Origin of the sequence: Pedobacter psychrophilus, assembly GCF_001652725.1 — a bacterium.
GTDB lineage: Bacteria > Bacteroidota > Bacteroidia > Sphingobacteriales > Sphingobacteriaceae > Pseudopedobacter > Pseudopedobacter psychrophilus.
In genome coordinates, this window is the sequence record NZ_LWHJ01000011.1 from 382,391 (window position 1) to 397,400 (window position 15,010).

Sequence of the window (15,010 nt, forward strand, 5' to 3'; positions counted from 1 at the left end):
ATGGGAAAACCAACAGGATTTAAGGAGTTTGGAAGAGAACTCCCAAAGAAAGTATCTGCAGAAGAAAGAAAAACGAATTACAAAGAATTTGTTGGAATGTATTCTGATGAAACGCTGAATGAACAATCTGCAAGATGCATGAATTGCGGCATCCCTTTTTGCCATAATGGCTGTCCGCTTGGAAACGTAATTCCAGAGTTTAATGATGCCGTTTATAAAAAGAATTGGGAGGAAGCTTATAAAATATTAAGCTCAACAAATAACTTTCCTGAGTTTACAGGAAGAATTTGCCCTGCACCTTGCGAAGCATCGTGTGTTTTAGGAATTAATAAACCAGCAATCGCGATTGAAGAAATTGAAAAACATATTATTGAAATAGCTTTTGATAAAGGATATGTAAAACCTTACGAACCTATTTTAAAATCAGGTAAGCAAGTTGCCGTTGTTGGCTCTGGTCCTGCAGGAATGGCTGCTGCCGTTCAATTGAATAAAGTGGGACATAAAGTAACCATTTTTGAAAGGGATGATGCAGCTGGAGGTTTATTACGTTACGGTATTCCTGATTTTAAATTGGATAAAAACGTTGTGAAACGTAGAGTAAATTTGATGATGGAAAGCGGTATCGAGTTTAAATATAATATCGAAGTTGGTAAAGATGTATCTGCAAATGAATTGGTTAACAATTTTGATGCTGTTGTTTTAGCAGGTGGTTCTACCGTTCCTCGAGATTTGCCCATCCCCGGAAGGGAATTAAAAGGAGTTTATTTTGCGATGGAATTTTTAAAGCAGCAAAATAAGCGAGTTGGCAATATTGCAGTAACAGATGAGGAAATATCTGCCACAGGAAAAGATGTTGTTGTAATTGGTGGTGGAGATACAGGTTCTGATTGTGTGGGAACTTCTAACCGTCAGGGAGCAAAATCTATCACACAATTTGAGTTAATGTTTCAACCGCCCAAAGAACGCACCGATAATATGCCTTGGCCACAATATCCAATGCTTTTGAAAACTACCAGCTCTCATGAAGAAGGTTGCCAACGTTTTTGGGGTATCAATACCAAAGAATTTATTGGCGATGGTGAAGGCAATTTAAAAGAATTAAAAATTGTAGATGTGGAGTGGGAGACAGACTTTTTAGGTCGCCCAACTAAGTTTAAAGAGATTGAAAGCACAGAAAGAATAATTCCTTGTCAGCGAGTTTTCTTAGCAATGGGTTTTTTAAACCCACAATACGAAGGAATGGTACAGCAATTAGGTTTAGATTTAGACGGACGTAAAAACGTTAAAGCTACTGAAGGTGATTATAAAACCAATAAAGAAAAAGTATTTGCCGCAGGCGATATGCGTAGAGGACAATCATTAGTGGTTTGGGCAATTTCTGAAGGTAGAGAAGCAGCTAGAAAAGTAGATCAGTTTTTAAATGGTGGCTATTCTTCTTTAGAAAGTAAAGACGCAGTCAATTTATTTGAAGAAGTTTATTAATTGATTTTTCAAGATAATTGAAGCCTCACAATTTTTTGTGGGGCTTTTTTTGTTTTAAGAATGACTATTATTTGTTGGTTAAATGATTGTCTTTAAATTTAATATACTCGCAAATTATAATGTCGCCCCGCTGGGGCTACCAAAAAATTAAAATTTTTCTACCATAAAATCGCCCTTTGGGCTACCATAATAGCGCCCCTTTGGGGCTACCTTATATTGACCTTACTCGGGCTACCAAAATATCAATCCTCCTTATTAGATACCAAAATGCCCCCGATAGGCTGTCTATCGCCATTATTGGGCTACTAAATATCACCCAGCTTGGGTTGCCTAATAATGCTCTTATTGTACCAAAATATAACCCTGCTGGTTACCTTATATCACCCAGCTAGGGCTACCTATAATGATCTTTATTGGGCTATCAATATAACCCCCGCTGAGGTTACATTATTCTCTATATGAAATTTAGTTTTTTGATGGAATTTGTGCTCAGCCCCCGAGGGGCGATATTATGGTAACCAAAATAAAATGTATAACGTCAGCCCCAGGGGGGCGGAATTATGGTAGCCCCCGAGGGGGGATATTGTGGTAACCAATATAAAATGTATAACGTCAGCCCCAGGGGGGCGGAATTATGGTAGCCCCTGAGGGCGATATTATGGTAACCAAAATAAAATGTATAACGTTAGCCCCCGAGGGGCGACATTATGGTAGCCAAAATAAAATGTATAACGTCAGCCCCCGAGGGGCGACATTATTAACCATTCAATTTATGTTTAATAAGATTTTCAATCATAAAATTCAAAAACATATTCTTGTTTAAATTCAATTTCAAAATTTTTCAGAAGCTCCAAATATTCTTCTCTAAAAGTTTTGTTACTATGATGCTTTTCTTGATTTATAATATAATTGATAACTTGATGCCGTTGAGAACGAGAATAAGAAAATGCACCAAACCCTTCCTGCCAGTTGAATTTTCCTTTTAAAAATTTATTTTCATTAATCCATTTAGAAGAATTTGCTTTTAAATCTCTCATTAAATCAGAGATATTTAAGTTAGGAGGAAGCTCAAAAAATACGTGAACATGGTCTGTCCAACCACCAATGGCCAAAGGAAAAGCATTATTATTTTTTAAAATGCCCGACATGTATTTAAACAATTCCTCTCTAAAATTTTTGTTAAGTATATTCTCTCTGCCTTTTACGGCAAAAACGCATTGTATATTAATTTGAGAGTAGGTATTTGCCATTCGTTAAACTTTAAATAGATTTTAATTACCCTTCTTCATTATTCCTAACTAATAAAAACCAATCGTTTTCTAGCGCTAAAAAGCCATGATCATAACAAAAAACATAATTAGATCCATTTTTTGTTTGATAATTATGCGTTTGATAATTAAAATTATAACCTTCTTTTATCAATTTGGCTTTAGTAAGTTTTGTTTTTCCTTCTGGGTTTAAAGCCGTTAATATCTTCCAGTTTTTGAGCAAAATTTGATTGATTTTCTTTACCTGCGGATTTTCGGTTGCTTTAATTCTATTATTATAATTAGAACGACAATGGTCGTCGCAAAACTTTTTATCTGCTCTACCTTTAATACTGTTACCACAATCCAGACATTGCTTATCCATTTTAAATCTTTTTTATTCTATAAAATAAACATAATCAAATTCTTAAGGTTTAACAAAATTCTCAATCAGCAATTGCTATAGAACAAATTTTATCTTTGTGGGGCAAAAAGGAAATCATAAAAATGAAAGTTACTACTTTACCCGGACATAATAATCCAATCTATTCAGTCATTGCTCATCCAAACAAAAACTTGTTTTATACTGCAGGTAACGATAAGGGAATTGTAGAATGGGATTCACATACTCAACAGCACAGCAGGGTTTTTAACCAAATAAAAGGTACGGTTTATTCTTTGTTAATTGTAGATGAATTGAATTTGCTGATTGCTGGTTGTAATGATGGAAACATCCTGTTTTTTGATTTAGCCACTACTCAATTATTAGAAACTGTTGCTGTAAAAGGTGCTGTTTTTGATTTAAAATTTATATCACATAAAAATGAAATTTTAGCCAGTACTGATTCAGGACTAATTTTAGTAATTAATGCCGTTGAAAGAAAAATAATCCACCAGTTTCAATCTGGAAATGATAAAATTAGATCTATTGCTTATCATAAAAATTTGAATTTTATGGCGACGGTTTCTAATGATGAATTGATAAGAATTTATGCTTTAGACGATTACACTTTTGTCACTCAATTTAAGGGACATGAAAGTGGAGTTGGTTCTGTTGCTTTTTCTAATGATGGGAAATTTTTAATTACAGGTGGGAGAGATGCGCATTTAAAAGTTTGGAATACAAATAATTGGCAACCTGAACATGATTTTGCTGCTCATCTTTTTGCTATTTATCAAATTATCATACATCCTAAATTATTTTTTTTTGCAACTGCGAGTAGAGATAAATCCATTAAAATTTGGCGATTGGAAGACTTTTCTTTGTATAAAAAACTAAGTATAGATAAAGCTCAAGAAGGTCATCTATTATCTGTAAACGATATTTGCTGGAGTGCTGATGGAAATGAGCTTTTCTCTGTTGGAGATGATAAAATGGTGAAGATTTGGGAGTTTGACGCTGTAGTTGGTTAGATGTGAGGTTGTTAGTTTGTTAGGTGGAAAACTTCTATTTGAGTAGTTTGGTATAGGAAATATTTAACCGAAAAGCTTGTTTGATTTTCGATTTATAAATTAATTATTATCTTTTCTTAAACCAACTTTTGATAAAATATATAAAACGCCATACCTTACCAATTTATAGTTAATTGTAAATAGGATAATCAATAAACTCCCAATTGCGATTGGTAAAATACCTCCAAAAGTGTAGGTCATGCCAATTATAAAACCTAAAAGAAATTCAGCCTTATAAAGCTGAATAAAAAAGGAAAGAAAAATTAGTCCAATCATCATATATCCTGTTATGTTTGAGCTAATAGTAAAAAAGAAAGACAGAATAATTCCAAAAAAAAGAGATCCCAAAAAGGTATAGATTGAAGGATTATATATATTAGAAATAGCCATTTTAATATTTACCCTTTTGGCTATACGGATAAGAAGAAACCAAGAAATTAATGGAACGGCAAGTCCTCCCCACCAATTTGATACTCCCGGTAAATCTTCACGTTGTAGAATATGATGAGTAGGAACACCGGTATGAAAATAATCCCATATTAAATTTAACCAAACAAATAAAATCACCAATACAGTAAAATGTATTCGATTTTTTAATGATAACTTTTCATTCAAAACCATAATCTATTTTCATATAGAGTTTGAGTTCCAACCTTATTATTTGTTACTAAAATTATTGAATGTTAAATTAATGGGATTTTTAAGTTTACATCAAAATTGTGCTAACAAAAAAAAGCCCGAAGAAAAATCTCCGAGCTCCTAAATAATCTGCTTTAAGCATTAAGCTTTTAGCCTTTTGATTTCGCTTATTTAACTGTCGACATATATTGCAACAAATCAACAATTTTATTAGAATAACCCCATTCGTTATCATACCAAGCAACAACTTTTACAAAGTTATCGTTCAATGCAATACCTGCATCAGCATCAAAAATAGAAGTGCGGGCATCGCCTAAGAAATCTGTAGAAACTACAGCATCTTCAGTATAACCTAAAATGCCTTTTAATTCACCTTCAGAAGCATCTTTCATTGCTTTCTTGATTTGCTCGTAAGTAGCAGGTTTTTCTAAACGAACCGTTAAATCTACTACAGAAACATCTGGAGTTGGTACACGGAAAGCCATACCTGTTAATTTTCCTTTGATAGCTGGGATAACCAAACCTACTGCTTTTGCAGCACCTGTAGAAGATGGAATGATATTTTGTGCAGCACCACGTCCGCCTCTCCAATCTTTTGCAGATGGACCATCAACTGTTTTTTGAGTTGCGGTAGTAGCATGTACTGTAGTCATTAAACCTTCAATAATACCAAAATTGTCCATCAAAACTTTAGTGATAGGAGCTAAACAGTTGGTAGTACAAGATGCGTTTGAAACTATGTTTTGTGAAGCAGTTAATGTTTTATGATTTACACCCATAACAAAAGTTGGGGTATCATCTTTTGCAGGAGCGCTCATTACCACTTTTCTTGCGCCTGCATCAATATGCTTTTGAGCTGTTTCTTGTGTAAGGAATAAACCTGTAGATTCTATAATATATTCTGCTCCAATTTCATTCCATTTAAGGTTTGCTGGGTCTCTTTCTGCAGTAACACGGATGGTTTTTCCGTTCACCACTAAATGTCCGTCTTTAACTTCAACTGTTCCTTCAAAAATACCATGGGTAGAATCGTATTTCAACATGTAAGCCATATAATCTGGCTCAACAAGGTCGTTAATTCCTACTATTTCAATATCTGGTCTGTTAACTGCTGCTCTAAAAGCTAGTCTTCCAATACGGCCGAAGCCATTGATTCCAATTTTCATTTTTATTAATTTTTGTTTGCGTAATAATTCAATAAATTATAAATAGGTTCTTTAATTACAGAACTAATATTTATGTTTTTTTCTTTGGCCACTTCTCTTAAAATATCTTGATAATTAGCGGCAACAGAACCTACAAAATAAACAGGATGTTTGCCTCCATATTTTTGGGAGATTGGTATTAAGTAGGTATCCATAAATATACGGAATCCATCTTTTATCATATTTTGTATAAAGTCATCTTTTCTATTTTCTTTAAAAAAATCAGAAAAAGAAGTTAGAAACGAAGCGGCATAACTTTGTTTATAAATTTTATCCATTATTTGCTTTCTATCTAGATCATATTTTTTCTCAAATGATGTAGCTAATTTTGCTGGTAAAGTTTTATTCAGATATGCTTTCAAAAGGCTTTTTCCTAACCAATTAGCAGATCCTTCATCGCCTATGGCATAACCTAAACCATAATTATTAGGTAATACTTTTTTTCCATCAAAAAATCCGGTGTTAGAGCCACTACCAATAATAGAAATGATCCCCGGTTTATCATCACAAGATGCTTTAGCAGCTGCTTCCAAATCATGAGAAACATAAACCTTGCTGAATTTAAAAAAACCTGCTAATGCATTTTTAACGGTTTCATTCCTTTCTTTTGAAGATGATCCTGCTCCAAAAAAATAGATTTTTTTTATTTCTTCAGCATGATTGATAAGCTGGGCATTCTTATTTAATTGATGGGTGATGTATTTCTCATCATTAAAAAACGGATTGATACCATTAGTACGTAATTCTATAACTTCTTTTCCTTTATCGGATAAGCGCCAATTGGCATATCTAGAACCGCTATATACTATTGCTATCATGTTAATTAGGCTAATACGGTAGCCATTTCCATTAAATCATCCTCCAACTTAAACTCATGTTCGTTTAAAGCTTCTTTTAAATCGGTTAAAACAATTTCATTTCCTCTTAACCCTACCATTTTTCTGTAATCTCCATTTATTAAAGCCTTTACAGCGGCATAACCCATTCTACTTCCTAATATTCTATCAAAACTACTAGGACTGCCGCCTCTTTGTAAATGCCCTAAGATAGTCACTTTTGTATCGTAAAAATCAAATGTCTCTTTTACCTTTTTGGCAACACCAAATGCTCCACCGTTTTTATCTCCTTCTGCAACAATAACTATGCTACTTGATTTTTTGATGGCAGCACCTTTTTCTAACATGTCAATTAAATCTGAAATAGCCGTATCTTTTTCTGGCAACATAATGGCTTCCGCTCCACTGGCAATACCAGCTCTCAGCGCAATACAACCAGCGTCTCTGCCCATTACTTCTATAAAAAACAAGCGGTCATGAGATTCTGCAGTGTCGCGTATTTTATCAATAGCCTCAATAACAGTGTTAGTTGCGGTATCAAATCCTAAGGTATAATCAGAACCAAATAAGTCGTTGTCAATAGTTCCTGGGATACAAACTACGGGGATATCATAAGTAGCAGAAAATCTTTCGGCACCGGTAAAAGTTCCATCGCCACCAATGGCAACTAAAGCATCTATTCCTCTTTTTTTCAAATTATCGTAAGCTTGTTGCATTCCTTCGGGTGTTTTAAAGGCTAAACAACGGGCTGTTTTTAAAATGGTACCACCAAGTTGCATAATATTACTTACAGAATGACGATTCATATCTTCAATATTATCATCAATCATTCCTTGGTATCCTTGTTTAATACCGGCAACATCGTATCCCAAATATAAACTAGTTCTTACCACAGCTCTTATACAGGCATTCATTCCTGGTGCATCTCCTCCTGAAGTAAAAACAGCTATTTTATTAATTTTAGACATATAAATTCTAGGTCTTTGGGTTAAGAATCACTAATATAAGGTGTATTTTTTACACTAAGCAAATTTATGGAAAATTTTTTCCAAATTTGTATTTATAAACATCTTAAAAAACGAGTATAGGTTGGAAAATTTACCAGAACATTTTGATTCCTTATTTTCAGTAGATTGTGTCATTTTTGGTTTTGACGAAGGAGAATTAAAAATTTTATTGATAGAAAGAAACGAAGCGCCTTTTAATGGATGGTTTGCTTTGCCGGGTTATTTTGTTGAACCTATAGAAGCCATAGAAACTGCTGCCCAACGAATTTTGTTTGAATCTACCGGTTTAAAAGGCATATTTATGGAGCAGTTTTATACTTTTGGAGCGTTAGGTCGCCACCCACAAGGTAGGGTAATTACTGTAGCATATTATGCAATGATTCGTTTAATTGGAAACAAAGAAGTTGCTCCTTTACCAACGGCACATTTTGCTAAAAGAGCTGTTTGGATGTCTATTAAGGATATGCCTGAATTAGCTTTTGATCACAGTCGGATTTTTAGGAAGAGCTTTGAAAAAATTAAGAATAAAATCAGTTATCAACCCATCGCTTTTGAACTTTTACCAGAAAAGTTTACGCTAACCCAATTACAACAACTTTATGAAGTTGTATTGAATAAAAAGCTGGATAAACGTAATTTTAGGAAGAAGATGTTAGCTTATGATATCTTAAAAGAACTAGATGAAAAGCAGAAAGGGGTTTCTTACAGAGCTGCCAAGCTATATAAATTTGATAAACGTAAATACGCTAAAAACTTTCAGAAAGAACTTTCTTTCACTAGGTAATTTTTGATTTCTTTTTAATTATAGACAATAAGAATAGTTTTATTTAATATGATTTGGGCGTTTTGACACGCTATCCGCTAAATCTTTTAATTGCTAAAAAGCAAAATAAAAGGATATCGCTGCTATCGTTAACGCAAAAAAAAATAAATCATTGAGCATTACATTGAGTAAAATTTTTGCCCATTAATATTTGTAAGAAAGCTTAATTGTATATTTGCCTTTTATGAAAATCCCAAAATTACAAGACATCATCATTTTTGAGAACGACGATTTAATAGTGGTTAATAAACCACCATTTATCAGTTCTTTAGATGAGCGTGAAAGCGAAGAACCAAATATTTTAAGACTGGCAAAACAATATCATGAAGATGCACAAGTTTGCCACAGATTAGATAAAGATACTTCTGGAGCAATGATTATTGCTAAAAATCCAGAGTCATATCGTTTTGTATCTATGCAATTTGAGCATAGGCAAGTAAAAAAAGTTTACCATGCAGTTGTAGATGGTAGTCATGCATTTAATGATCTTTTTATTGATTTACCAATTTTAAACGCTGGAAGAGGGAAAGTGATTATTAGTAGGGGGGAAGGAAAAAGGGCTGAGACTTATTTTAACTCCTTAAAATATTTTAAACATTATACCTTAATTGAAGCAAGACCAGTAACCGGTAGAATGCATCAAATTAGGATACATTTAGCAACTCAACGAGCATCAATTACAGGAGATATAGCTTACAACGGCGAACCTGCCTATTTATCAAAAATTAAAAGGAACTTTAGATTGAGCAAAAATGAAGATGAGCAACCGATTATGAAACGTTTTGCACTACATTCTAAAGAGGTTACTTTCAAAATAAACGAAAACGAAACTCAAACTTTTACTGCAGATTACCCAAAAGATTTTGCAGTATTATTAAAATTACTAGAAAAAAACGATTGTTAGTTTAGGGACTAAGGAGCAAAGAATTAAGATTTAAGAACAAAGAATAAAGACTTTACAAGTAGTAATTCTCAAGACCTAAACATCCAAAATTCAATACTTCAAAACTCATTTGAACCATTCAATCATTAAAAATTCAATCACTTAGTCCTTAAAAATAAAGCTTAATCTACTTTTTTTAGTCTTTTAGTTAGTTTGTTATGTATAAGAGCATAAAATGCTGGTAGTGCTGTGATAATTAAGATAGCCAGAATTATTAAAGAAAAGTTTTTCTTAAAAAACGGAGTGTTGCCTAAAAAGTAGCCTGCAAAGAGAAATATGCAAATCCATAAAACCCCTCCTATGATGTTATAAGTGTTATACCTTATTCTGTTTAATTTACCTATTCCCGCAACAAAAGGTACAACAGTTCTTAAAATAGGTAAAAACCTTCCTAAGATAATTGCCTTAGCACCATGTTTCTCAAAGAAAACCTTAGTTTGTGCATAATATTCTAACTTTAAGATTTTATTTTCGGGTTTAAAAACTTTTGCTCCTAAACTTCTGCCTATTTCATAATTTACTGTATTACCTGTAATAGCAGCTATAATTAATAAAATAGCCAGTAGATAAATATTTAGACCTGTATCACCAGCTCCAATTAATGCGCCTGCTGCAATTAATAATGAATCGCCAGGTAAAAAAGGGGTTACTACAAATCCAGTTTCTGCAAAAACAATCAGGAACAATATGAAGTAAGTCCAAGTATGGTAATCTCTGATAATTTCACTTAAGTGAACATCTATATGAAGAATGAAATCGATTATGCTTTTAATTATTTCCACGGCAGCTTTTTTTGCAAAAGTATAAATTTTAATTGTTTTGATTTGATTCTACCACAAATACTTTAATTATCATTTAGAATACCAACATCTAAATTAAAATTTGTAGTGCCTTTAATTAAACCTTTAGCCCAAAGCGTATAAATTTTACCTGCTTTGATATCTATTGCTGTTTTATTAACCAATACAGTTTTGCCACCTGTTTGCTTTATTTTTATATAATAACTTCCGGGTCTGAACTCTAAATAATTACTCCCCGCCCTGAAACCAATATTTCCGTAATTATAAACGCTATCAGTTGTTCTATTAGAAAACAGCGCATCCAAACTTGAAGAATTGTAACTCGTATTTATAAACCTAACTTTAGCCTTGCCTTGTGTTGGATTGTTTAAACTGTCTTTAAAAGAGATGTATGAAAGTGAATCTTTAGATATCTTACCAGCGATAAAAACCGTATAATTTTCTTTAGGGAGAAATAGAAAAGTTAAATCTGATCTATTGACAGTATTTCCGCTAGCTTTGGTATAAATTAATGATGTGCCGGCATTTACATTTTGATATGCCAAAGAGTCTGAAAAATTTAGTGCAATTGGGGTTTTAGAGGTATCGTTAATAAAAAAAGTTAAGTTGTAACGTTCTGGCACTGCATTTACAATCCTTAAACTAGCGGTACCTAAATATGTTTTTTCAGGAGGTGCTGTACATGCGGATAAATACCCTATGATAAGGATTATGAAAAAGATGTTTTTATTTAATATTTTCATAAGCTATAATGTCACGTTTTTAGAGCGATTTAAAATTATAAGTTTTTCCTTATCAGATTATCTTTCCAACCTTTTAAACCTAAAAACGCAAATACATAGAAATAATTCTATTCCTTTTATTTTTAGGCAATTTTAAAACGGCAGTTTTTTGCTTAACAAAAAAGGCTCGATATTTACATCAAGCCTATTCGTTAAATTTAATATTTTGAAATTATGCGTAATTATTTAACATCACTGGCATAACCAACATTAAAATATCTTCGTTTTCATCTTTAATGCTTGGAAAAAGAATCCCTGCTCTGTTTGGCGTACTCATTTCAATGGTGATTTCTTCTCCTGATAAGTTGTTTAACATCTCGATTAAAAATTTAGCATTAAAGCCAATTTCCATATCCTCGCCATCATATTGGCAACCAATTCTTTCATGAGCTTCGTTAGCAAAATCAATATCTTCAGAAGAAATATTTAATTCACTTCCGTTGATTTTTAATCTTACTTGATGCGTTGTTTTATTGGCAAAAATCACCACCCTTTTTAAACAGTTTAAAAACAAACTTCTATCTAAAGTTAATTTATTAGGATTGTTTTGTGGAATAACAGCTTCATAATCAGGATAACGCTCATCAATTAATCTACATATCAAATTGATATTTGCAAATTTAAAGAATGCGCTAGTGTTATTATATTCTACCGAAACATTCATATCATCTGTTGGAAGAGATGATTTTAAAAGATTTAATGCTTTTTTAGGCAAAATGAAAGAAGTTGCAGCATCTGCTTTTGCATCGTTTCTTCTATACCTTACCAATTTATGCGCATCTGTTGCAACAAAAGTTACATTTTGTGGCGAAAGCTGACAATAAACACCCGTCATAGCTGGTCTTAACTCATCATTACTGACCGCGAAAATTGTTTTATTGATGGCTTCTGCTAAAACTGAAGCTGGTAAATTTACTGAGGAAGCATCATCCACGGTTGGGATTTTTGGAAAATCTTCTCCGTTTTCTCCGCTTAAACGATACTTACCGTCGCCTGCACTAATCTCTATCGCAAAAGTTTTATCATCAACAGAAAAAGCTATTGGCTGTTCTGGTAATGTTTTTAAGGTATCTAATAATATTTTTGATGGAACTGCGATTTTACCGCCTTCTTTAGATTCTACGGCTAAAGAAGTTGTCATGCTGGTTTGCAAATCTGTTGCAGAAATAGTTAAGCTGTTCTCTTTTATCTCAAACAAGAAGTTTTCTAAAATTGGTAACACTGCGCTATTACTTAGTGCCCCGCTAACCGCTTGTAAATGTTTTAATAATGTTGATGTAGAAACAATGAATCTCATTTTGCTCTTTTAGTTTTAGCTTTTAAAAATCAAAAGTAGAAATTTTAAATTGCATACTTTCGTTTACGGTAAATATGTTGAAAAATACCGAAAGCTATTAACATTATAAGCGGTAGTAGTGTATTTATTAGTTGCCATTTGGTTTTTTCGGCTACTAATTTTCCTTTATCTAACAATCTTAATTTAATTTCTTTTGTACGCAAGGATATTAAGCCAGAATCATCTGTTAAATAATCTAACGCATTTAGTAAAAAAGTTTTATTACCAAAAGTTTGCTGGTTATACTTATCATAACCTAATGGAAAAATAGAACCATCTTTTGCGCTTACTTCATTTTTAAAAACATCGCCGTCACTAAATACCAACATTTTAGTATTCACACTTTTATTAATGTTTGCGACTGGAAAATTTACACCTTCTGGTATTGGCCTGTTTAAAAAGTTTGATTTAAAACTTCCTTCTAATAATACAGAAACTGGCTTTGGCATACTTTGAAAGCGTTTTGGGTCTGGTGTATCTTCAATCATATTTAAAGAAACAATGGTTGGCGTTTCTAATTCTCGGTTATAAGGTGAAGTTGTTAAAATAATGGTTTTCTTTACGTTTTTTGTAGCAATAGTATCTATTGTATTGATGAATTCTGTTTTGATACCATCTAAGTTTTTTACTATTGGATGTGAACTTACCGGCATAATAATCGGATAAAATAACCAAGGAACCATTTGTATCTGAGCTTGTCCAGCAACTTCTCCTGTGCTTACAGGTATTTGTCCGCAATTCATATCTCCAATTAAATCATAATTAATACGGATGCCATAAGTGAAAAGCTGATCATCAAGATTAAGCTTCTTTTGAAAAGCCAATTGTTCGCCATTTCTAGAATTTCTCATGCTATCCAAATCAGCATTTACTTGGTCTATCGACCAAATGATTTTACCGCCTTTCATCAAAAACTGGTCGATTTTATATTTTTCCAGTTCAGAGAATTCTGTTTCAGGTTTGGCAATCACCATCACTTTTAATTTACTGAGGCCGTCATAAGTAATTTGTGAAAGGTCTATTCTGCCAGTCTCATAACCATCTGATAAAGATTTCATGGCGTCTTGCAAATGTGCGTCATCCAATTCGCCATGACCTTCTGTAAAACCAACTCTAGGTTTACCGCCAGAACTTACTTTTTTAATGGCTGATGAAAATGCGTATTCCAGGTTTTGGATGGAATTATTTAAAACTTCTTCTGGACTAATGCCAATACGAGTTTGCAGTAATTTCACAGGAATTTCTTTACCTTGATAGGATACTATGGCAGCGGGAAAAATCATTTTTTGAGATAAACCACTTTCTGTTTTCACGCTTAAGTTAGTGGGCTCAATCCCTTTTTGTTGTAATTGATGATAAATTTCTTCTTGCTCTTGTTGATTTTTCCCTGCAATAGGATCTATAAATTCGAAAGTTAAATTGCTTCCTGCATAAGCTTTATAATCAATTAATAAATCTTTGGTTGCACTTCTTAATCTTTTAAATCCGGATGGAAAATCTCCTTCTAAATAAACGGTAACCTTAACTGGCTCTTTTAAATTTTGTAAAATTTGGGTGCTGATGTTAGAAATGGTATATCGCTTCTCTTTAGTAAAATCTATCCGTGTAAACGCAAATTGAGATAAAACATTGATGATGATAATAGCAACGATTACAATTATCAACTGTGTAAAATCTTTCTTCTTTTGTTGATTTACCATTTTCTACCTCCTAAAATTGTTTTGGTAATCAATAAAAAAAGCGCAATAAAACTCAAGAAATAAATCAAATCCCGGCTATCTAAAACTCCACGACTTATAGATTGATAATGTTCATTAATTCCTAGATTAATCAAAACGTTATCAAATTTTTGAAGTGATAAAACCTGACTTGCAGATTCAAATCCGCTGAAAGCGAAAAAGCATAAAAACACAGCAATTGCAAAAGCAATAATTTGATTTTTGGTGAGCGATGAAGAGAAAATTCCAATAGCTACAAATGCTCCTCCCAACAAAAATAACCCAATATATGAACCAATTACAGCCCCTGTATCTATATTGCCAACGGTTACTCCTAATTGATAAACTGAAATATAATAGATTAAAGTTGGAATTAAAGCGAATAAAACAAGTGTTAAAGCGGCCAAATATTTCCCTAAAACAATATCCCAATCTGTTAAAGGTCGAGTGGCTAATAATTCAAACGTTCCTTCTTTTTTTTCTTCGGCCAAAGAACGCATGGTAATTGCCGGGATTAAAAACATAAATAAGTAAGGAACGGTGTTAAACAAACTGTCTAACGACGCATATCCGTATTCTAAAATGCTGGTATCGGGGAAAACCCAAAGAAATAAACCTAACACTACCAGAAATAATCCGATAGTAATATAGGCTACAAATGAGTTGAGGTAGGAGTAAAATTCTTTTTTAAATATCGTTAACATATATTTTTACCACAGAGTTCACTGAGTTTTATCACG

15 protein-coding genes are annotated in these 15,010 nt (G+C 32.9%); 4 read left to right on the top strand and 11 right to left on the bottom strand.

The annotated features are described in order from the left end of the window. On the top strand, nt 1-1,482 hold the full coding sequence (locus tag A5893_RS02270) for a glutamate synthase subunit beta (protein ID WP_068820917.1): 1,482 nt from the start codon (nt 1-3) through the stop codon (nt 1,480-1,482). Nucleotides 1,483-2,270: 788 nt separating this feature from the next. Here the strand turns inward: A5893_RS02270 and tnpA are convergent. Together tnpA and A5893_RS02280 are read right to left on the bottom strand one after the other, a co-directional pair. Then, entirely contained in the window at nt 2,271-2,732 is a 462-nt protein-coding gene (gene tnpA / locus A5893_RS02275) for an IS200/IS605 family transposase (protein WP_068820918.1), read from the bottom strand. A 25-nt stretch (nt 2,733-2,757) separates the two neighbouring features. After that, nucleotides 2,758-3,114, bottom strand: coding sequence for a DUF2116 family Zn-ribbon domain-containing protein (locus tag A5893_RS02280; protein WP_068820920.1), 357 nt, complete (start codon nt 3,112-3,114; stop codon nt 2,758-2,760). Between the two features lie 122 nt (nt 3,115-3,236). On the opposite strand from A5893_RS02280, the gene A5893_RS02285 reads away from it, so the two are divergent. Beyond that, complete coding sequence (locus A5893_RS02285) at nt 3,237-4,142, top strand: WD40 repeat domain-containing protein (protein WP_068820921.1); 906 nt, start codon at nt 3,237-3,239, stop codon at nt 4,140-4,142. Nucleotides 4,143-4,241: 99 nt separating this feature from the next. On the opposite strand, the gene A5893_RS02290 is transcribed toward A5893_RS02285, so the two are convergent. From A5893_RS02290 to pfkA, 4 genes are all read right to left on the bottom strand, one after another. Further along, nucleotides 4,242-4,802 (bottom strand): hypothetical protein, encoded by a 561-nt coding sequence (locus A5893_RS02290; RefSeq protein WP_068820922.1) that lies wholly within the window; start codon nt 4,800-4,802, stop codon nt 4,242-4,244. A gap of 185 nt (nt 4,803-4,987) precedes the next feature. Continuing rightward, nucleotides 4,988-5,986, bottom strand: a complete 999-nt coding sequence (gap, locus tag A5893_RS02295) for a type I glyceraldehyde-3-phosphate dehydrogenase (protein WP_068820923.1) — start codon at nt 5,984-5,986, stop codon at nt 4,988-4,990. Between the two features lie 5 nt (nt 5,987-5,991). Next, nucleotides 5,992-6,843 (bottom strand): hypothetical protein, encoded by an 852-nt coding sequence (locus tag A5893_RS02300; RefSeq protein ID WP_068820924.1) that lies wholly within the window; start codon nt 6,841-6,843, stop codon nt 5,992-5,994. A 5-nt stretch (nt 6,844-6,848) separates the two neighbouring features. Continuing rightward, nucleotides 6,849-7,829 (bottom strand): 6-phosphofructokinase, encoded by a 981-nt coding sequence (gene pfkA / locus A5893_RS02305; protein ID WP_068820926.1) that lies wholly within the window; start codon nt 7,827-7,829, stop codon nt 6,849-6,851. A 121-nt stretch (nt 7,830-7,950) separates the two neighbouring features. On the opposite strand from pfkA, the gene A5893_RS02310 reads away from it, so the two are divergent. Beyond that, entirely contained in the window at nt 7,951-8,652 is a 702-nt protein-coding gene (locus A5893_RS02310) for an NUDIX hydrolase (protein ID WP_068820927.1), read from the top strand. A 223-nt stretch (nt 8,653-8,875) separates the two neighbouring features. Continuing rightward, complete coding sequence (locus A5893_RS02315) at nt 8,876-9,595, top strand: RluA family pseudouridine synthase (RefSeq protein WP_068820929.1); 720 nt, start codon at nt 8,876-8,878, stop codon at nt 9,593-9,595. A gap of 161 nt (nt 9,596-9,756) precedes the next feature. Here the strand turns inward: A5893_RS02315 and A5893_RS02320 are convergent, their stop codons facing one another. The 5 genes from A5893_RS02320 to gldF form a co-directional block, all read right to left on the bottom strand. Further along, nucleotides 9,757-10,416, bottom strand: coding sequence for a DedA family protein (locus A5893_RS02320; RefSeq protein WP_068820930.1), 660 nt, complete (start codon nt 10,414-10,416; stop codon nt 9,757-9,759). A 62-nt stretch (nt 10,417-10,478) separates the two neighbouring features. Beyond that, a complete protein-coding gene (locus A5893_RS02325; RefSeq protein ID WP_068820931.1) occupies nt 10,479-11,177 on the bottom strand; it encodes a DUF4397 domain-containing protein in 699 nt (232 codons plus the stop codon). A gap of 211 nt (nt 11,178-11,388) precedes the next feature. Continuing rightward, nucleotides 11,389-12,513, bottom strand: coding sequence for a DNA polymerase III subunit beta (gene dnaN, locus A5893_RS02330; protein ID WP_068820932.1), 1,125 nt, complete (start codon nt 12,511-12,513; stop codon nt 11,389-11,391). Between the two features lie 44 nt (nt 12,514-12,557). Continuing rightward, nucleotides 12,558-14,252: a gliding motility-associated ABC transporter substrate-binding protein GldG gene (gene gldG / locus A5893_RS02335; RefSeq protein WP_068820933.1), complete on the bottom strand. Its 1,695-nt coding sequence runs from the start codon at nt 14,250-14,252 to the stop codon at nt 12,558-12,560. Continuing rightward, the gene (gene gldF, locus A5893_RS02340) at nt 14,246-14,974 is read right to left on the bottom strand and encodes a gliding motility-associated ABC transporter permease subunit GldF (RefSeq protein WP_068820934.1); all 729 of its coding nucleotides are present in this window, start codon (nt 14,972-14,974) and stop codon (nt 14,246-14,248) included. Before gldF ends, gldG begins: the two co-directional genes overlap by 7 nt. Nucleotides 14,975-15,010 lie beyond the last annotated feature (36 nt).

Coding starts and splice junctions, on each gene's coding strand:
- A5893_RS02270 (WP_068820917.1), top strand. CDS start 1: ATGGGAAAACCAACAGGATTTAAGGAGTTTGGAAGAGAACTCCCAAAG.
- tnpA (WP_068820918.1), bottom strand. CDS start 2,732: ATGGCAAATACCTACTCTCAAATTAATATACAATGCGTTTTTGCCGTA.
- A5893_RS02280 (WP_068820920.1), bottom strand. CDS start 3,114: ATGGATAAGCAATGTCTGGATTGTGGTAACAGTATTAAAGGTAGAGCA.
- A5893_RS02285 (WP_068820921.1), top strand. CDS start 3,237: ATGAAAGTTACTACTTTACCCGGACATAATAATCCAATCTATTCAGTC.
- A5893_RS02290 (WP_068820922.1), bottom strand. CDS start 4,802: ATGGTTTTGAATGAAAAGTTATCATTAAAAAATCGAATACATTTTACT.
- gap (WP_068820923.1), bottom strand. CDS start 5,986: ATGAAAATTGGAATCAATGGCTTCGGCCGTATTGGAAGACTAGCTTTT.
- A5893_RS02300 (WP_068820924.1), bottom strand. CDS start 6,843: ATGATAGCAATAGTATATAGCGGTTCTAGATATGCCAATTGGCGCTTA.
- pfkA (WP_068820926.1), bottom strand. CDS start 7,829: ATGTCTAAAATTAATAAAATAGCTGTTTTTACTTCAGGAGGAGATGCA.
- A5893_RS02315 (WP_068820929.1), top strand. CDS start 8,876: ATGAAAATCCCAAAATTACAAGACATCATCATTTTTGAGAACGACGAT.
- A5893_RS02325 (WP_068820931.1), bottom strand. CDS start 11,177: ATGAAAATATTAAATAAAAACATCTTTTTCATAATCCTTATCATAGGG.
- dnaN (WP_068820932.1), bottom strand. CDS start 12,513: ATGAGATTCATTGTTTCTACATCAACATTATTAAAACATTTACAAGCG.
- gldG (WP_068820933.1), bottom strand. CDS start 14,252: ATGGTAAATCAACAAAAGAAGAAAGATTTTACACAGTTGATAATTGTA.
- gldF (WP_068820934.1), bottom strand. CDS start 14,974: ATGTTAACGATATTTAAAAAAGAATTTTACTCCTACCTCAACTCATTT.